Origin of the sequence: Nocardia carnea (genome assembly GCF_029868325.1) — a bacterium.
Classification (GTDB): domain Bacteria; phylum Actinomycetota; class Actinomycetes; order Mycobacteriales; family Mycobacteriaceae; genus Nocardia; species Nocardia carnea_C.
In genome coordinates this window covers 52,989-68,923 of sequence record NZ_JARWNW010000269.1, presented here as the reverse complement: position 1 = coordinate 68,923, position 15,935 = coordinate 52,989, and the positions used below count along the sequence as shown (strand labels likewise).

Below are 15,935 nucleotides of genomic sequence, written 5' to 3'. Positions count from 1 at the left end.
GAGTCCCTGATGACTGCAATGGTTCCCGATATGCGCGAGATCGGCCGCAAGGTGCGGAACTGGGGGCGATGGGGCGCCGCCGACGAGCGCGGAACCACCAACCTGATCACTCCTGAACGTATCGTCGCCGCTGCCGGTCTGGTCCGCACCGGCGAGGTCTTCGATCTGGGCATACCGCTGGACGGTGACGGCCCGCAGCCGGGTGGTTACCGGATCAACCCCATCCGGCTGATGTCGGAGAACGGCCAAGAGCAGGTATTTCCCGGTGGTTTCAAGTACGCCGACGACTATATATTCATGCCACTGCAGGCCGGCTCGCAATACGACTCACTGGCTCATGTGTACTACGACGAGCAGCTCTACAACGGCCACCCCAGTTCCGGAGTGACCGTCAAGGGTGCCGATAAATGCGGGATTCACACTCAAGCCAAGGGTATCGCCGGACGAGGAGTATTACTCGACGTCGCGCGGGTCCGCGGGGTGGAATGGCTCGATGCCGGCACAGTGATCGGGCCGGAAGAACTCGATGCTGTCGCGACCGCCCAGAACGTCACGGTGGGCTCGGGCGATATCGTGCTGATCCGGACCGGCTGGCGAGCCAAATTTCTCGCGGACCAGAACCCGGCCGAGTTCATGGCCGGCGAACCGGGACTCGGGCTCGCCTGCGCCTCATGGCTGCGCGAGCGCGACGTCGCGGTGGTGGGCTCGGACAATTGGGGTGTGGAGGTGATGCCGGGTGAAAACCCCGCCGCTTTCCTCGAACTGCATATGGTGCTGATCCGGGATATGGGGATGACCCTCGCCGAAATGCTCGACCTCGAGGAACTGTCGTCCGCCTGTGCCGCCGACGGGACCTACGACTTCTTCTACACCGGGGCGCCGCTGAAATTCACCCGCGGTGTGGGCTCACCCGTCAACCCGCTCGCCATTCGGTGATTGCCGGGTTTCTACCGGCGCGAACAGGAGATGTGTCATGACCACCCCCCGCTGTGCGATCGTCACCGGCGCGGCCCGTGGGATCGGTGCTGCCGTCGCCGAGCGGCTCGCCGCCGACGGATTCGCGGTCGCCGTCCTCGATCTCGACGGATCCCGCTGCAGGCCGGTCGTCGAGAGTATCGAGGCCGGCGGCGGCCGGGCCCTCGCCGTCGGTGCCGATGTCTGTGATGAGGCCGGGGTACAGGTCGCCGTGCAGCGTGTGGCCGAGCAGCTCGGCGCACCCACCGTACTGGTCAACAACGCCGGAATCATTCGCGACAATCTGCTGTTCAAGATGACGACCGCGGACTGGGACACGGTTATGGACGTGCACCTGCGCGGATCGTTCCTCATGACCCGCGCGACCCAGGCCTTCATGATCGATACCGGCTGGGGCCGGATCGTCAATGTGTCCAGTACCTCCGCGTTGGGTAAGCGGGGGCAGGCAAACTACGCCGCCGCTAAAGCCGGCCTGCAGGGCTTCACCAAAACGCTCGCACTGGAACTGGGCAAGTTCGGGGTCACCGCCAACGCCGTCGCTCCCGGGTTCATCGAGACCGATATGACCGCCGCGACCGCCGAGCGGATCGGCATTCCGTTCGAGGAGTTCACCAGGGCGCGGGCGGCCGAGATCCCGGTCGCGCGTACCGGCACTCCCGAGGATATCGCGAATGCGGTTTCCTTCTTCACCGGTGAGGCTGCCGGCTTCGTATCCGGACAAATCCTTTATGTTGCCGGTGGACCGAAAACCTGAGCACCCGGCCGAAGTGCAGCTCCTCGGCAACCGCCGAGAAGGCACGTAACTGTCCGATCCACGACCTCACCCGCATTTTTCATATTTGGTATCAGAGAATTGCCGATCAAGTATTGGACTGATCATAATTGCGCGAGAAGAGTGACAGTATGCACACCACCGAACCCGACGTCGGCGACGACGTTTTCGCCACCGTCCTCGCGCAGGTCTCGGATTTCGTTCGCACCAGGGTGGTTCCACGGGAAGAAGAGATTTCCGAGAACGACACCATCCCGGACGATATTCGAACTGCCGCCAGGGAAATGGGGCTGTTCGGGTACGCCATCCCGCAGGAGTGGGGAGGTCTGGGCCTGAACCTCGTACAGGATGTCGAGTTGGCGATGGAGCTCGGATACACGAGCCTGGCACTGCGCTCGATGTTCGGCACCAACAACGGCATCGCCGGCCAGGTACTGGTGTGGTTCGGTACGGACGAACAGAAGCAGCGGTGGCTCGAGCGGATCGCCTCGGGCGAGGTCGTCGCCTCGTTCGCGCTCACCGAACCCGGCGCCGGATCCAACCCCGCCGGCCTACGCACCAAGGCCACCCGGGTCGGCGACGGCTGGGTGATCCAGGGCGAGAAGCGGTTCATCACCAATGCCCCGCTCGCCGACCTGTTCCTGGTCTTCGCCCGCACCCGCCCTGCCGACGAGCACGGCACAGGCATCGCCGTCTTCCTGGTGCCGGCCGCCACCGAGGGCGTCACTGTCGGTCCGAAGGATCGCAAGATGGGACAAGAGGGCGCCTGGACCGCCGACGTCCACTTCGACAACGTAGCGGTACCGGCCTCCTCGCTCGTGGGCGGTAACGAGGACGTCGGGTATCGGGCGGCGATGACCTCTCTCGCTCGCGGGCGGGTGCAGATAGCGGCACTCGCCGTCGGGCAGGCCCAGCGAGCGCTCGATGAATCCGTCGCCTACGCAGCGGTAGCCACCCAGGGTGGTCAACCCATCGGCGAGTTCCAGCTGGTGCAAGCCATGATCGCCGACCAGCAGTCCGGTGTGATGGCCGGTCGCGCCCTGGTCCGCGAGGCCGCGCGGGCATGGGTGGAGAACACCGATCGCCGCATCGCGCCGTCGGTGGCCAAACTCTTCTGCACCGAAATGGCCGGCCGGGCCGCCGACCTGGCCGTCCAGATTCACGGCGGCAGCGGTTATCTGCGCGGAGTCGCTGTCGAACGTATCTACCGGGATGTGCGCCTGCTCCGTCTCTACGAGGGCACCAGCGAGATCCAGCGCCTGATCATCGGGGGCGGACTGGTCGCGCAGGCACGCAAGCAGAGGTGATGAACAGGCCCTCGACGGCACCGTCGTGGTTTCCTTCGGAAGCGGCGTGCCGGAGGGTCCACTGTGCCCCTAGCCGGTTGCCGCGGCGGCGCCGGCACGGCGACCGAAGAAAGTGCCGTCGCCGAGCGAGGTGCCGCTGATATATCCCCACGAGTGCAGCCCCGAGGTGGCGCGACCGGCTGCGAAAAGCCCCGCGATGGGCTCGTCGTCGAGATCGAGGACATGTCCGTCCACGTCGGTGTGCAGGCCGCCGATGGTGAACACCTCGGCACCGCCGCCTGCGGTCCCGCCGTCGCCGTACTCGGGCGGAGCCATCCCGCGGCGCACATCGATCGCGGCGAACGGGGATCGCAGCGGCCGCAGCCAGCGTGCCGATTTGTGGAAGTAGGGGTCCTCGCCGCGCTCCGCATGGCGGTTGTATTCGCCGACAGTGTTCTGCAGTGCACCGCCCGGCATACCGATCTCACGCTCGAGCTCCTCGAGGGTCTCGGCGACGAAATGCGGTTGTACGCCCCAGCGTTCGTCGACGGGCACCTCCTCGTAGGCCTGCTCGTCGAGAATCACCCACACCCGCAGATTGTGTTTGAACAGCGCTGCCTGGCCGACCAGGCCGGGATACACATCCTCGTTGATGAACCGCTGCCCGACCTCGTTCACGATCATGCCGCGTACCATCATTCCCGGCACCAGCGAGATTCCGACCTGGCCCGCGGACATATGCCTGACCGCCGCGCCGGCCGCCTGCGCGATAACGATGCCGCGGCCGTCGTCGCCGCCGTCACTGTTGACGCCCAGCCCGACGAGTTGCGGCGCGTGCTGGGCGAGCATTTCGGCGTTGTCGGCGAAACCGCCGGTGGTCAGGACGACGCCGCGATGTGCCCGGTAGGTCACCGTTTCGCCGAAATGCCGCGCCACGACCCCGACCACCCGCTTACCTTCGACGATCAGCCGGAGGGCAGCAGTGTCGGTATGAACTCGGATACCGGTGGCGGCGACGGCCTCGGTCAGAACCGCCATGAGCACTTTGCCGCCGAAACCGTCGGAAGTGACCCGATGCCCCCGCGGCGCCGGTTCGGCGATCTCGGAGAACGGGTAGGCGTTCTCGCCCATCCACATCAGCCCGTCATCGGTGGGTGGCACCCAGGTCGGTGAATCCCACAGTGACGGTTTGAACGGCACCCCGTGGCCGACCAGCCACTGATAGTGTGCGAGGCTTTCGCGGCTGTAGAGCCCCACCTTCTGCTGATCGGCGTCGGGCCCGAGCGCGGCGAGCAGGAACTTCTCCATTTCCTCCGGGGTATCGTCGAATCCGCACGCCCGCTGGATCGGGGTGCCGCCGCCGAGATACATTTCGCCGCCCGACAGCGCGGAGGATCCGCCGCCACCGCTCTGCCGTTCCAGCAGGATCACCTGTGCTCCCGCGGCCTCGGCATCCAGTGCGGCCGAGGCGCCGGCGCAACCGTAACCGACTACCAGAACATCGGTTTCGTGGTCGTAGTGCGCGATATCGGCGGCGTCGACGGGGGTGACGGATATGCGGGTGCTCATCCGGTTCTCCTGTGTTCGGCAACGGGTGACAGAGTGGTGGCGGTCACACTAGAACCAGCGGACCAGTGCGTGTAGGTGCTTGCCCGGTCAGCGGGAACCGGTCGATCCGGCGCCCCATTCGGGCCTGGTCACGGTGGGATGGACGGTCCGGGGTCACCGCGCTGCCTTGTAGTCGAGCCATTGACTTTCCCGGCTACCGGGAGAACTGATGGGGGGCTTCGGGACGATCCGGTTCAGTAGTGGGACGACGTGTCGGGAAATGGAAGGAGCCGAGGGTGGATTCGGAACGAATCGTGGTGGTTACCGGTGCCAGTCGCGGGGCGGGTAAAGGAATCGCTCTGGCCCTGGGCGAAACCGGGGCGACGGTGTACGTCACCGGGCGGACAAAGAAGGAAGGTGACGCGCCGCTTCCGGGCACCGTGTTCGCGACCGCCGAAGAAATCACCCGGCGCGGTGGCCGAGGCATGCCCGTAGTGCTCGATCACCGAGACGATGCACAGGTCGAGGGCTTCTTCGCCGATGTACGCGAGGAGCACGGCCGCCTCGACATCCTGGTCAACAACGCCCTCGCGGTGCCCGATGGCCTGACCGCGAAGGGGCCGTTCTGGGAGAAGCCGCTATCGCTGCTCGACCTGCTCGACGTCGGGATGCGGTCGAGCTACGTCACCAGCTACTACGCTGCACCGTTGCTGGTGGCCGACGGCGGGGGACTGGTCGTGAACACGTCCTCGTTCGGGGGCACCTGCTACATGCACGGACCCGCCTACGGCGCGGGCAAGGCGGCGGTGGACAAGATGGCGCACGATATGGCAGTCGACTTCCGTCCGTGGAACGTGGCGGTTGTCTCGATCTGGATGGGTCTGCTCGCGACCGAACGCACACTCGCCGCATTCGCCGCGAACCCCGGCGCCTACGACGGGCTCGCCGCGACCGCCGAATCGCCGGAATTCACCGGCCGCGTCATCGACGCCCTCGCGCGCGACCCGGAGTTGATGAACCGCACCGGCCAGGTCCTGATCGGTGCCGAAATCGCGCAGGAACTCGGCGTCGAGGACACCCAGGGACAGCACCCGCCGTCGCACCGGCCGTTCCTCGGGGACCCGCCGGTATTCTCCACGGCCGTCATCGATTGACGCCGGCGAGGCTGCTCCAACCGGCGGAACAGCGGAGACTTCCGGAGCACATGCCCCCAGTGCTTCGGACTGTTGTCGTCGGCTACAGGTACACGCCCATGGCGCCGCCGGCGATTACGAGGCCGATCACGACGGCCGTCCACACGACGAACTGTCTGTCCGCCTGCCGGGCGAAGTCGCCGAGCATGACCACCAGACGGAGCAGTGGTAGCAGCACGAGGAGGCCGCATCCGGCGACAAGAGCGATCGTGGACGGTTGATATGCGCCGGCGGCGCGGAAGACGACACCGACGATCAGCAACCCTGTGGTCGAAGCGGTTCCCACGCGCATGAGGGTTGCGAGCCGTTCGGCAAGTGCCGCATCACGGTCCGACGCCGGGCCTGAGGTGTCATTCATGACGACACCACCCAGCCCGCTCCGAAGGCGTTGAGCGCCATGGGCACAGCTGCGACGAGCAGCACCACGGTGAACACGACACGCAGCTCCGGGCCGGCAACACGCACCAGGATGCGCGCGCCCAGAATTGATCCGGCGATCGAGCCCAGCGCGACCGGCGCCGCGAGGGTGAGGTCGAGCGTGCCGGAGACGAGATAGGCAGCCGCGGCACCACATGCCGTGACGCCGATCATGAGGTTGGCCGTCGCGGACGACACCTTGATCGGGAGTCGCATGGCGGCGTCCATTGCCGGGATTTTCAGCACTCCGCTCCCGATGCCCAGCAAGGCCGAGAGTGTGCCGGCGCCGAACATGAACGTCATCCCGAGCGGCAGGCGTGATACCCCGTAGGCCACGACCGATCCGTCCTGGTCGGTGTAGGCGGCATCCAACGACAGGTGGCCGCTCGATACGCCTACCGGCGATCTGGCTCGTCGGCCGGTGAACATCTGCACGGCCGACACCAGTAAGACGACGGCAAAGATGCTGTACAGCACCCGTTCCGGGACCACCCCGATCATGAGGACTCCGACCACGGCGCCGAGGGCGGTGGCCGATTCCAGCACGACCGCGAGCCGTAGGTTGGTCAATCCTGCTTCCAGGAATCGGGGCGCGCCGGCGCAGGAGCAGGCGATCACCGAGACCAGCCCGACTGCGACCGCGGCCGGGAACGGTACATGGGTGTACAAGGTCAGCATCGGAACGACGAAGATGCCCCCCGCCATGCCCAGGGCGCTGCCCAACCCGCCCGCAGCCAGGGCTCCCACAAGAAGGATCGTGAACTGCTCGGGAGTCACTGCTCGCCCTCGCCCTCGGGCGCGGCAGCGGCGCGCGGCAGGCGTGTGGTGAACGTGATCGCGTCACCGCGATAGTGCAGTACCTCGTAGTCCACCGGCCGGTTTCCGGTGGTGTACGAGGTGCGCTCGATCCTGAACACTGCACTGCCCTCGGGGATATCGAGCGCCTGGCCGACATCCTTGTCCGCGGTGCTCGCCTGGAGCGCGTACGCCGCCTCGACCAGCGGTGTGCCGTGTCGCTGCTCCAGCAGCGCGAAGATCGGCTCGTTTTCGAGGTCGTCCTGCGCGACCAGCCGCCCGAGAGCCGAGGGGAGGTAGGTGCGGTCGAAGGAGATCGGGACACCTGCCGCCAAGCGAACCCGGTCTATCCGGGTGACCGTCGCACCCAGGGGAAGCTCCAACGCCGTCCGCACCTCGGGTGGCGCCGGCCGCTCCTCGACGACGAGGACCCGCGCGCGGGTTCGGAGCCCCTGACGCGTCATATCCTCGACGAAACCGGTCAATGCCGTGAGGGGCTGGCTGATCTTCGGTGTCGCGACGTAGGTTCCGCGTCCCTGCTTCGTGACCACCAACTGGCGGGATACGAGGTTCTGGATCGCCCGGCGCACCGTAATCCGGCTGACGCCGAACTGCTCGATCAGCTCGTCTTCGGTGGGCAGGCGATCGCCGGGATACAAGTCGACGCCGAGGCGCGCTGCGAGTGCGTTCTCGATCTGGGTGTACAGCGGTGGGCCGGTGAGCGGGGCCATGATCGAAAGGATACATACTGTCGTTATAACAACTGCACCGGCTGCCCACCCCTGAACCGCCTCCTGTTCCGAGCCGGCTACGGGGTGGACACGTGCGATCGTTCGACCGGGCCCACCCCTTCGGCCGCCTCTGCGCGCGAGCGGCCTGCCACACCGGACGGGTATGCCCGCCGAGTGGTCACCTCTTCTCGAATGCCTTGTCGAACAGCAGGGTTCCGTCGACCGTCGGGTTGATGCCGAAGAGGTTCGGCGACCACGCCGTGTACGCCTCGCCGGCGCCCCAGGCGAGGAAGGGCTGGTCGGTGTTGACCAGGGACTGCATGTCCGTGATGGCCTTCCGCTTCGCGGTGTCGTCCGGTGCGGTGAGCACCTTGTCGAGCAACCCGTCCATCTCCGGGGATTTGTAGCCGAGGATGTTGTTCGTCGAGGTGCTGTGCAGGGAACTGAACAGGCGCAGCTCCGGTGCGACGTCGGAGATGCTGTAGGCGCCGTAGCTCATATCGAAGTCGCGATCGGCGTAGAGCCGCTGGACCATATCGGTGACGCTGCTGGTGTATTCGAGCGCAACGTCGAAACCGATGGCGTTCAGCTGCGCCTGGACCGCGAGCGCCAGGTTCTGTGTGTCCGGATCGTTCACGCCGACGTAGGTGAGCTTGCCGTTGTACCCATCGGCCTTCGCCTTGTCGAGCAGCGCTTCGGCCGCGGTGGTATCGGGTCTGGTGCCGGCGACGTCTCCGTGCCACAGCGACCAGGACTGGAACATATCGGTACCGGTCATACCCTCCCCGCCGCGCACCCGCTGGTTGATGACGTCGGTGTCGATCGCGAGGGCGATCGCCTGCCGCACCCGCGGGTCCGCCCCGGGGCGGCCGGGCGCGCTGTTGAGCTGGCCGACCATCGACAGGCTCGTGGTGTCGATGAAGCCGGGGAAGGCCTCCTTCGCGGCGTTCACGGTCTCCGCGTTGCGCAGGTACGCCATATCGATGCCGCCGTTCGCGAGCGCGTCGATCTTGGGCTGCTCACCGGCGATCGCGACGAACTTCAGGCCGTCGAGGTGCGGTGCGCCGTTCCAGTAGTCGGGGCGGGCCTTCAACTCCAGCTCCTGCTGCGGGGCGAGCTTCACGACGGTGAACGGGCCGGCGCCGATCGGGGTGAACCGGTCGCCCTGTTGCGAGCTGGGTGCGACGATCATGCCGTGCCCGTAGGCCAGCATCACGGGGAAGGTACGCCATGGCCGCTTCAGGGTGAACACCACCGTGGACGGACCCTGCGCCACCGTGCTCTGCACCAGGTGCCGGTACAGCTGTGAGTTGGCGCCGCGGCGCTGGTTGTAGCGTTCGATACTGGCGACGACCGCGCCGGCGTCGAGCGGTGTGCCGTCACTGAACGTCACCCCGTCACGCAGCTGCAGCGTCCAGCTCAGGTGGTCGGAGCTTTCCTCCAGTGACTGCGCGAGCTGGGGTTCGAAGCTCTTCGACCCGAAGTCATAGCGCATGAGAACGTCGTATACCGCGGCCATCTCGGTGCCGCCGGCCGCCGCTGCCGGCTGGGTCCGCGTCGGGTCCAGGCTGACGACCGGTGCGTAGGTTGCGAAGCTCACCGTTCCGCCCGGTACGGGGGTTCCGCCGTCCTGATTTCCCAGAATTCCGGAGGCCGCCGGTGCGGCCGTGCTGCCGCTGTCTCGGGAACTCTCGGTGCTCGCGCAACCGGCGAGCGCAAGTGCCGCGGCAAGTGCGATGGCGAGAGTGGGGCCGAGTCTTCTCGGGTGCTTGCTCATCTCTATTCCTCCAAGCTGCCGGACAACGCGTACCCGGCCGGTTCGGCCGGTGTGACGCAACCCGCTCGAGTGGCGGCGAATTCGGGGTGCGGCGGGGCGAGGCAAAAGGCCACGAGATACCACCGAGGCCCCGACTGCTGTGCGGGACGAGTCCGGTGCGGAGGCACTGTAGCGTCTGAATACGGGCTGCACAAGGAATTGCCCGGTGGATGGAATCCGCACTCTCCCAGCCGATTCGTGTGGTAGCCGACCGCGTGCGGGGCAGGGGTGTGGGTAGCCCGGCAGATCGATATGAATTCGCCGAAAACCCGGTGGAAACCGAGGCGGGGGCCTAACTTGGTGGGACGTATTTTGTTCAGACACAGTGCCCCGGTGGCTAGAGATATCCCCGGCCCAGGATTCCGTACACGAATGCTCTCGGCCGAGGGTTGTGTACGAATTGCACGCGGAAAAGAGTTCCGCCGCAAATGTCGTCACCCCTCGGCACTTCCACTCCGAGGCCTCGAAGCCGTCGGTGTGCCTACCCTTCCGGCGGACCATCGCATCGTGACGACGATCGGTGGCCATACCGCCGCCGGCCAGGGCCCGTAATCATCAGCGTCGATTACTTTGCCGATCAACCTGTCCGAGGAATGCGATGACAGCTACTCCATTCGCCCGTACCGCACGACTGTTCACGGCGTTCACCGCTGCGGCGCTGCTCTTGGCCGGGTGTGCCGGCGGACCCACCACCGCGACCGACGCGTCGGAGGTCACCACCGGGCTGGTGGGTGAGCAGTCCGACGGCGGCGAGCCGACGCCCGGCGGCACCCTGTCCTTCGCGACCTACAACGCGGTGAGCAGTCTCGATCCGGCGGACCGTCAGGACGGCGGCGCGACCGGTGGCAGCGAGATGGCCGCCATCTACGACTTGTTGATCCGCTACGACCCGGTGACGAAGCAGTACCAGCCGCAGCTGGCGCAGTCGCTGACACCGAACGAGGACAACACGGTCTGGACCCTCAAGCTGCGCGACGGCGCCGAGTTCAGCGACGGCACCCCCGTCACCGCAGCGGCGGTGCAATGGAGCATCGACCACTACCTGGTGAAGAAGGGCACCCACAGTCAGGTGTGGAACATGTCGGTCGCCGGCGTCGTCTCCCCGGACCCGTCGACGGTGGTGTTCACGCTGCAGCGGCCGTGGAACGAGTTCCCGATCCTGTTGACCACCGGACCGGGCATGGTCGTGGCGCCGTCGTCGATGGCCTCCGGCACCTTCACACCGATCGGCGCCGGACCCTTCACTGTGGAGAGCTTCGCATCGCAGGACGCGCTCGTGCTCGCCGCCAACCCGGGTTACTGGGGCGGCAAGCCGTACCTGGACAGGTTGCGGTTCCCCGCTATCGTCGGGGAGCAGCCGAAGCTGGACGCCCTGCACAGCGGCGACGTCCAGGCCGCGTACCTCCGCAACGCCGAGGTCGTCCACAATGCGCTCGCCGCCGGGAACAGCGGCTACGTCTACACGGTCAGCATGGGCGGTGTCGGCAACATCAACCAGCGGGAGGGCCGGGCCGCGTCCGACGAGCGGGTGCGCAAGGCAATCGTCACGGCGTTCGATCCGAACGTCTTCAACGAGCGGGTCGAGGGCGGCTACGGAAGGCCCGGCAGCGATATGTTCGCCAACTGGTCGCGGTGGCACGGCGATGTGGCCGGTTCGGGCTACGACCCCGAAGCCGCCGAACGCTATCTCGCAGAAGCCGTCGCGGACGGGTACGACGGCAGGCTCACCTATGCCGGGCTGAACGATCCCGGGGCGCAGCAATCCGCCCTGGCCTTCCAATCGATGCTCGAGGCCGTCGGGTTCACCGTCGATATCGTCTACGCCAACAGCATCAACGACCTCGTGAAACGAATGTATGTCCAGCACGACTACGACATCGGCTACGCCGGGTTCAACATTCTGGACGAATCGCCGTTCATCCGCATGTACGGCAACCTCAGCAGCGCCTCCACGTCGAATGTGCTCGGCTACGCCAACCCGGACATGGACGATCTGCTGCTTCGGTTGCAGACCGCACCGTCGGACGAGGCGCGGCTCGGCGTCGTCGAGGACATCCAGTCGCTGGTGAACACCACCGCCCCGATGGTGGTGGTCGGCTCCGGCAAGTACTTCGTCCCATGGAGTGAGAGTGTGAGTGGCGTCACTCCGAGCGCCGACGGCATCATGCTGTTCGGCGATGCGTGGATCGACCCGAATCACTCGTCGTAGCACCCCCGTTCAGTCGGCCTCGCGCAGCGATGCCCGACCGGATCTCAGGAAGGAGGCGGTGCGACGATGGCCAGGACAGTCCTCGACAAGGTGGTCGAGCTGATTATCGTGCTCTTCGTCGTCAGTCTCGGCACGTTCGCTCTCGTATCGTTCATTCCCGGGGATCCGTCTGTCGCGATACTGGGCGAGGGGCGCACACCGGAGGAATACGCGCAGGCCCGTGCGGAGATGGGGCTGGACGACCCCTTCCTGACGCGGTACTGGGACTGGCTGTCGGGTGCCCTGCGCGGTGACCTCGGCCGGTCGATGGTTCCGCCGCAGGGACCGGTGACAGACAGCATCGGTGCAGCCCTGCCGGTGAGTGTGCAGCTGGCAGTCATGGGCCTGGTGATCGCGCTGGTCGTTGCGGTGCCGCTGGCCATGTATTCGGCGCGCCACCAGGGCGGCTGGATCGATCGCGCGATCAGCGCCGGCACCTTCGGTGTGCTGTCGGTCCCCAGCTTCCTGTCGGGTCTGCTGCTGATCATGGTGATGGTCAACTACCTCGGGTGGTTCCCGCGCTCGCAGTGGGTGCGGGTCTCCGAGGGGCTGGGGCAGAACCTCTATCATGCGATCCTGCCCGCGATCGCCATCAGCTTGCTCGAGATGGCGATGTTCACCCGGATCCTGCGCAGCGATCTGGTGACGACGCTGAAGGAGAACTTCGTCCTCGTCGCCAAGGCGAAGGGTATGTCGAATACCAGACTGCTGTTCAGCGACGCACTCCGCCCGTCGTCGTTCTCCTTGATCACGATGCTCGGCATCGCGGTCGGGTCGATGATCGGCAGTACCGTCATCGTCGAGACCCTCTTCTCGTTGCCCGGTATGGGGTCATTGATCGTCCGCTCGGCTCAGCAGGGCGATATGCCGATGGTCCAGGGCACGGTCCTGGTCATCGCCGTCATCTATGTCGTGGCCAACAGCGTCATCGATCTCTCCTACGGATATCTCGACCCAAGGAGCCGGCGAGCCCATGTCTGAGCTGATCACTTCCGGGACGACGGCCGACGTCGAGGTGCCGGCTGTCACCGGCCGCGTTCTCGACGATGCGAACGCGGAGAAGCAGGCGAACGCGCCGGATAGTGCCGAACGCCGTAACCTGTACCGCATCGGCGTGATCCTCACCGCCGCCGGCCTGGTCGCCGTCGGCGTGGGCCTGGCGCCCATGCTGATCATGGGGGTACGGGTCGTCCTCTTTCTCGTCGGCCTGGTCGCGCTCTACATGGGTGTGCGGCGACTGGGGCTGGCCCGCTTCGGCTCCGACTTCGACCTGACATTCATTCTGTCCTGCGCGTGGCTGACGGTTTTGATCGCTGCTGCCTTACTGGCCCCGCTGCTGCCGCTGGCCGAACACGAGGACACCACCAAGACGCTCGGGGCGGACAGCTATGCCGCGCCGAGCCTGTTCTCGAATCATCCCTTGGGTACCAACAACTTCGGACTCGACATGCTCGCGCGATCGGTCTACGGTGCCCGGTCTTCGCTCATCGTCGCGGTAGCGGCCGTGCTGATCGGGATGATCGTGGGCGGCGCGATCGGCATCATCGCGGGCTACTTCGGTGGCAAGATCGACCGGATCGTCGGCGTCCTGACGAACTCGCTGCTCGCGATTCCGGCGCTGATCCTGTTGATCGCGCTCGCCTCGGTCCTCGAGCCGAACCTGCGCAATATCTCCTTCGCCCTGGCGGTCCTCGCGGTTCCGAGCATGCTCCGGATCGCCCGAGCCAACACGCTGGTGCTTGCGCAACGCGAGTTCGTCTTGGCGGCACGCGCGATGGGGGCCACCAAGTGGCGGGTGATGGTGCGGGAGATCGCGCCCAACGTCGCGCTGCCCCTCGCGTCGCTCGGCATGGTGATGATCTCGGTGATGATCGTCGCGGAGGCGTCGCTGAGCTTCCTCGGGCTCGGCATCGCGCCGCCGACCCCGACGTGGGGGAACATGATCTCGGAAGGGCAAGGCAACGTTTTCGAGAAGCACCCGTACATCGTGCTGGTGCCCGGCGTATTCCTGTTCCTGACGGTCTTCTCGTTCAACATGGTCGGTGAGAAGGCGCAGCAGCGCACCCGCGGAACCCGCGAGGTGAAACTGTGACCGGCGAACCACTTCTGACCGTGTACGGGGTGTCCACGAGTTTCCGCACGAAGCGGGGCCGGCTCCGCGCCGTCGACGGGGTTTCCCTCCGGCTCGCCGCCGGCGAGACCCTCGGCCTGGTCGGCGAATCAGGATCCGGCAAAACCGTTCTGGGACAGACCATCATGGGCCTGGTATCGCAGGACGGCAGCACCACCGTCACCGGCCGGGTGCGCTTCCTGGGGCACGATATGCAGGCGCTGACCCGGAAACAGCAGCAGCAGCTGTGGGGAAACGATATCGCGATGGTGTTCCAGGACCCGATGTCGGCGCTCAACCCGTTCAAGCGGATCGGGACGCACATCACCGAATCCTTACGCGCGCACCTCGGCCTGAACAAGGTCCAGGCGCGGGAACGCGCGATCGAACTGCTGCGCAAGGTCCGTATCCCCGAACCGGCGCGGCGGATCGACCAGTATCCGCACGAACTGTCCGGCGGTATGCGGCAGCGTGTGGTCATCGCGATGGCATTGGCCTGCGATCCCAAGCTGACCATCGCGGACGAGCCGACGACCGCACTGGACGTCACCGTGCAGAAGCAGATCCTGGAGCTGCTCGACTCCCTGCGCACCGAAATGGGCATGGCCGGGATCCTCGTCAGCCACGACCTGGGAGTCGTTGCGGGGCAGACAGATCGGGTGGCCGTGATGTATGCGGGGCAAATCGTCGAGACGGCGCCGACCCGGCAGCTGTTCGCCAACCCCAAGCACCCGTACACACAGGCACTGCTGGCGGCGGTGCCACGGCTCGAACAGCAACCGCATTCGCCCCTCGAATCCATAGAGGGGGGTCTGCCGGATATGACGAAGTCCCCGAAGGGGTGCTCGTTCGCATCGCGCTGCAAGTACGCGCAGTCCGAATGCCGGGAGCTGGCACCGTCTCTCACCGCCGCGCCGGACGCCGGCGATGCTCCCCACCCGCACGAGGTGGCCTGTTATTTCCCGTTGGGCGATGGCGGTGCCACCGGCCTCGGAGTACCCCGCGCCGGGCGCGCCCGCGAGCGTGAGCTGGAAGTGGAGAGCATCTGATGGCCGGTAGTGGAATTGCCCATCTGCGCCGCGAGGCCACGCCTGTGCTGTCCGTCGAGAACCTGATCGTGGAGTTCCCGGCCGGGCGGGGCCGGACGGTGCACGCGGTGTCCGGCATCAGCTTCGACCTGCTCGCGGGCGAGACCCTCGGCATCGTGGGCGAATCCGGCTGCGGGAAGTCCACCGTCGGGCGCGCCGTCCTGCAGTTGCCCGCTCCGAAGTCGGGCAGTGTGGAGATCGACGGCGTCGAGCTGACGACTCTGAGTCCGTCCGCGCTGCGATCGATCCGGGCGAAGATGCAGATGATCATGCAGGACCCGATCTCGTCGCTGAACCCGCGCCGCAAGGTCAAACATCTGGTGACCGAGGGGGCCCGGATGTGGGGAAAGCACAACAAGGAACGGATCGACGACCTCGGCCGGGACCTGCTGCGGTCGGTCGGGCTGGACCCCGACGTGGTGTGGGACCGGCTGCCCGGTGAGTTGTCGGGCGGCCAGTGCCAGCGTGTGTGCATCGCCCGCGCGATGATGCTCGAGCCCAAGGTGCTCATCTGCGACGAACCGGTGTCCAGCCTCGACGTATCGGTTCAGGCGCAGATTCTCAACCTGCTCGAACAGACGAAGGCCGAGTTCGAGCTGACGATGATCTTCATCGCGCACAATATGGCGGTCGTGAAGAACGTCAGCGACCGGGTGATGGTGATGTACCTGGGCAAGGTCTGCGAGGTCTCGCCCTCGTCGAACCTGGAGAACGCGGCGCGGCACCCGTATTCGCGCCTGCTGCTGGCGTCGATCCCCGACCCCGAACGGCATCGTGGTGCCCCGGGGGATGCCGAGCAGATCGAGGGCGACCTGCCGTCGCCGCTGAATCCGCCGTCGGGCTGCCGGTTCCGGACGCGATGCCCCCTCGCCACCGATCGCTGTGCGGCCCAGGAGCCGCAACTGCGGGCGGTCGATGCGAACCACTTCGTCGCCTGTCACCACGTCTGACCCCGG

At 66.3% G+C, this 15,935-nt stretch carries 14 protein-coding genes; 9 read left to right on the top strand and 5 right to left on the bottom strand.

Features of this window, described 5'->3' with window-relative positions; translation table 11 throughout:
* The first annotated feature begins 9 nt into the window (after positions 1-9).
* From QH196_RS25950 to QH196_RS25940, 3 genes are all read left to right on the top strand, one after another.
* Entirely contained in the window at positions 10-936 is a 927-nt protein-coding gene (locus tag QH196_RS25950) for a cyclase family protein (protein ID WP_280418453.1), read from the top strand.
* A 37-nt stretch (positions 937-973) separates the two neighbouring features.
* Positions 974-1,729 (top strand): 3-oxoacyl-ACP reductase FabG, encoded by a 756-nt coding sequence (gene fabG / locus QH196_RS25945; protein ID WP_280418452.1) that lies wholly within the window; start codon positions 974-976, stop codon positions 1,727-1,729.
* Positions 1,730-1,878: 149 nt separating this feature from the next.
* The gene (locus QH196_RS25940; RefSeq protein WP_280418451.1) at positions 1,879-3,054 is read left to right on the top strand and encodes an acyl-CoA dehydrogenase family protein; all 1,176 of its coding nucleotides are present in this window, start codon (positions 1,879-1,881) and stop codon (positions 3,052-3,054) included.
* Positions 3,055-3,123: 69 nt separating this feature from the next.
* On the opposite strand, the gene QH196_RS25935 is transcribed toward QH196_RS25940, so the two are convergent.
* Positions 3,124-4,602, bottom strand: coding sequence for an FAD-dependent oxidoreductase (locus tag QH196_RS25935; RefSeq protein ID WP_280418450.1), 1,479 nt, complete (start codon positions 4,600-4,602; stop codon positions 3,124-3,126).
* Between the two features lie 275 nt (positions 4,603-4,877).
* Between QH196_RS25935 and QH196_RS25930 the strand changes: the two genes are divergently transcribed.
* The gene (locus QH196_RS25930) at positions 4,878-5,735 is read left to right on the top strand and encodes an SDR family NAD(P)-dependent oxidoreductase (protein WP_280418449.1); all 858 of its coding nucleotides are present in this window, start codon (positions 4,878-4,880) and stop codon (positions 5,733-5,735) included.
* Between the two features lie 82 nt (positions 5,736-5,817).
* Here QH196_RS25930 and QH196_RS25925 read toward each other — a convergent pair whose 3' ends face one another.
* The 4 genes from QH196_RS25925 to QH196_RS25910 form a co-directional block, all read right to left on the bottom strand.
* Entirely contained in the window at positions 5,818-6,132 is a 315-nt protein-coding gene (locus tag QH196_RS25925; protein ID WP_280418448.1) for a hypothetical protein, read from the bottom strand.
* Positions 6,129-6,938 (bottom strand): sulfite exporter TauE/SafE family protein, encoded by an 810-nt coding sequence (locus QH196_RS25920; protein ID WP_280418447.1) that lies wholly within the window; start codon positions 6,936-6,938, stop codon positions 6,129-6,131. The genes QH196_RS25925 and QH196_RS25920 overlap by 4 nt, the downstream gene beginning before the upstream one ends.
* A gap of 26 nt (positions 6,939-6,964) precedes the next feature.
* Complete coding sequence (locus QH196_RS25915; RefSeq protein WP_280418446.1) at positions 6,965-7,717, bottom strand: GntR family transcriptional regulator; 753 nt, start codon at positions 7,715-7,717, stop codon at positions 6,965-6,967.
* Positions 7,718-7,895: 178 nt separating this feature from the next.
* The gene (locus tag QH196_RS25910) at positions 7,896-9,494 is read right to left on the bottom strand and encodes an ABC transporter substrate-binding protein (protein WP_280418445.1); all 1,599 of its coding nucleotides are present in this window, start codon (positions 9,492-9,494) and stop codon (positions 7,896-7,898) included.
* A gap of 637 nt (positions 9,495-10,131) precedes the next feature.
* Between QH196_RS25910 and QH196_RS25905 the strand changes: the two genes are divergently transcribed.
* The 5 genes from QH196_RS25905 (at position 10,132) to QH196_RS25885 (ending at position 15,929) form a co-directional block, all read left to right on the top strand.
* Entirely contained in the window at positions 10,132-11,742 is a 1,611-nt protein-coding gene (locus tag QH196_RS25905) for an ABC transporter substrate-binding protein (RefSeq protein WP_280418444.1), read from the top strand.
* 66 nt (positions 11,743-11,808) lie between these two features.
* Positions 11,809-12,762, top strand: coding sequence for an ABC transporter permease (locus QH196_RS25900; RefSeq protein WP_280418443.1), 954 nt, complete (start codon positions 11,809-11,811; stop codon positions 12,760-12,762).
* Positions 12,755-13,873 carry an ABC transporter permease gene (locus QH196_RS25895; RefSeq protein WP_280418442.1) on the top strand — a complete coding sequence of 373 codons (1,119 nt, stop codon included), beginning with the start codon at positions 12,755-12,757 and terminating at the stop codon, positions 13,871-13,873. The genes QH196_RS25900 and QH196_RS25895 overlap by 8 nt, the downstream gene beginning before the upstream one ends.
* Complete coding sequence (locus QH196_RS25890; protein ID WP_280418441.1) at positions 13,870-14,940, top strand: ABC transporter ATP-binding protein; 1,071 nt, start codon at positions 13,870-13,872, stop codon at positions 14,938-14,940. Before QH196_RS25895 ends, QH196_RS25890 begins: the two co-directional genes overlap by 4 nt.
* A complete protein-coding gene (locus QH196_RS25885; RefSeq protein WP_280418440.1) occupies positions 14,940-15,929 on the top strand; it encodes an ABC transporter ATP-binding protein in 990 nt (329 codons plus the stop codon). The genes QH196_RS25890 and QH196_RS25885 overlap by 1 nt, the downstream gene beginning before the upstream one ends.
* Positions 15,930-15,935: the final 6 nt, after the last annotated feature.

What these genes read in the sequence shown, in the direction of transcription:
- QH196_RS25915 (WP_280418446.1), bottom strand. Translation starts at nt 7,717, where the DNA reads ATGGCCCCGCTCACCGGCCCACCGCTGTACACCCAGATCGAGAACGCA.
- QH196_RS25900 (WP_280418443.1), top strand. Translation starts at nt 11,809, where the DNA reads ATGGCCAGGACAGTCCTCGACAAGGTGGTCGAGCTGATTATCGTGCTC.
- QH196_RS25910 (WP_280418445.1), bottom strand. Translation starts at nt 9,494, where the DNA reads ATGAGCAAGCACCCGAGAAGACTCGGCCCCACTCTCGCCATCGCACTT.
- QH196_RS25950 (WP_280418453.1), top strand. Translation starts at nt 10, where the DNA reads ATGACTGCAATGGTTCCCGATATGCGCGAGATCGGCCGCAAGGTGCGG.
- QH196_RS25925 (WP_280418448.1), bottom strand. Translation starts at nt 6,132, where the DNA reads ATGAATGACACCTCAGGCCCGGCGTCGGACCGTGATGCGGCACTTGCC.
- QH196_RS25935 (WP_280418450.1), bottom strand. Translation starts at nt 4,602, where the DNA reads ATGAGCACCCGCATATCCGTCACCCCCGTCGACGCCGCCGATATCGCG.
- QH196_RS25940 (WP_280418451.1), top strand. Translation starts at nt 1,879, where the DNA reads ATGCACACCACCGAACCCGACGTCGGCGACGACGTTTTCGCCACCGTC.
- fabG (WP_280418452.1), top strand. Translation starts at nt 974, where the DNA reads ATGACCACCCCCCGCTGTGCGATCGTCACCGGCGCGGCCCGTGGGATC.
- QH196_RS25885 (WP_280418440.1), top strand. Translation starts at nt 14,940, where the DNA reads ATGGCCGGTAGTGGAATTGCCCATCTGCGCCGCGAGGCCACGCCTGTG.
- QH196_RS25895 (WP_280418442.1), top strand. Translation starts at nt 12,755, where the DNA reads ATGTCTGAGCTGATCACTTCCGGGACGACGGCCGACGTCGAGGTGCCG.
- QH196_RS25905 (WP_280418444.1), top strand. Translation starts at nt 10,132, where the DNA reads ATGACAGCTACTCCATTCGCCCGTACCGCACGACTGTTCACGGCGTTC.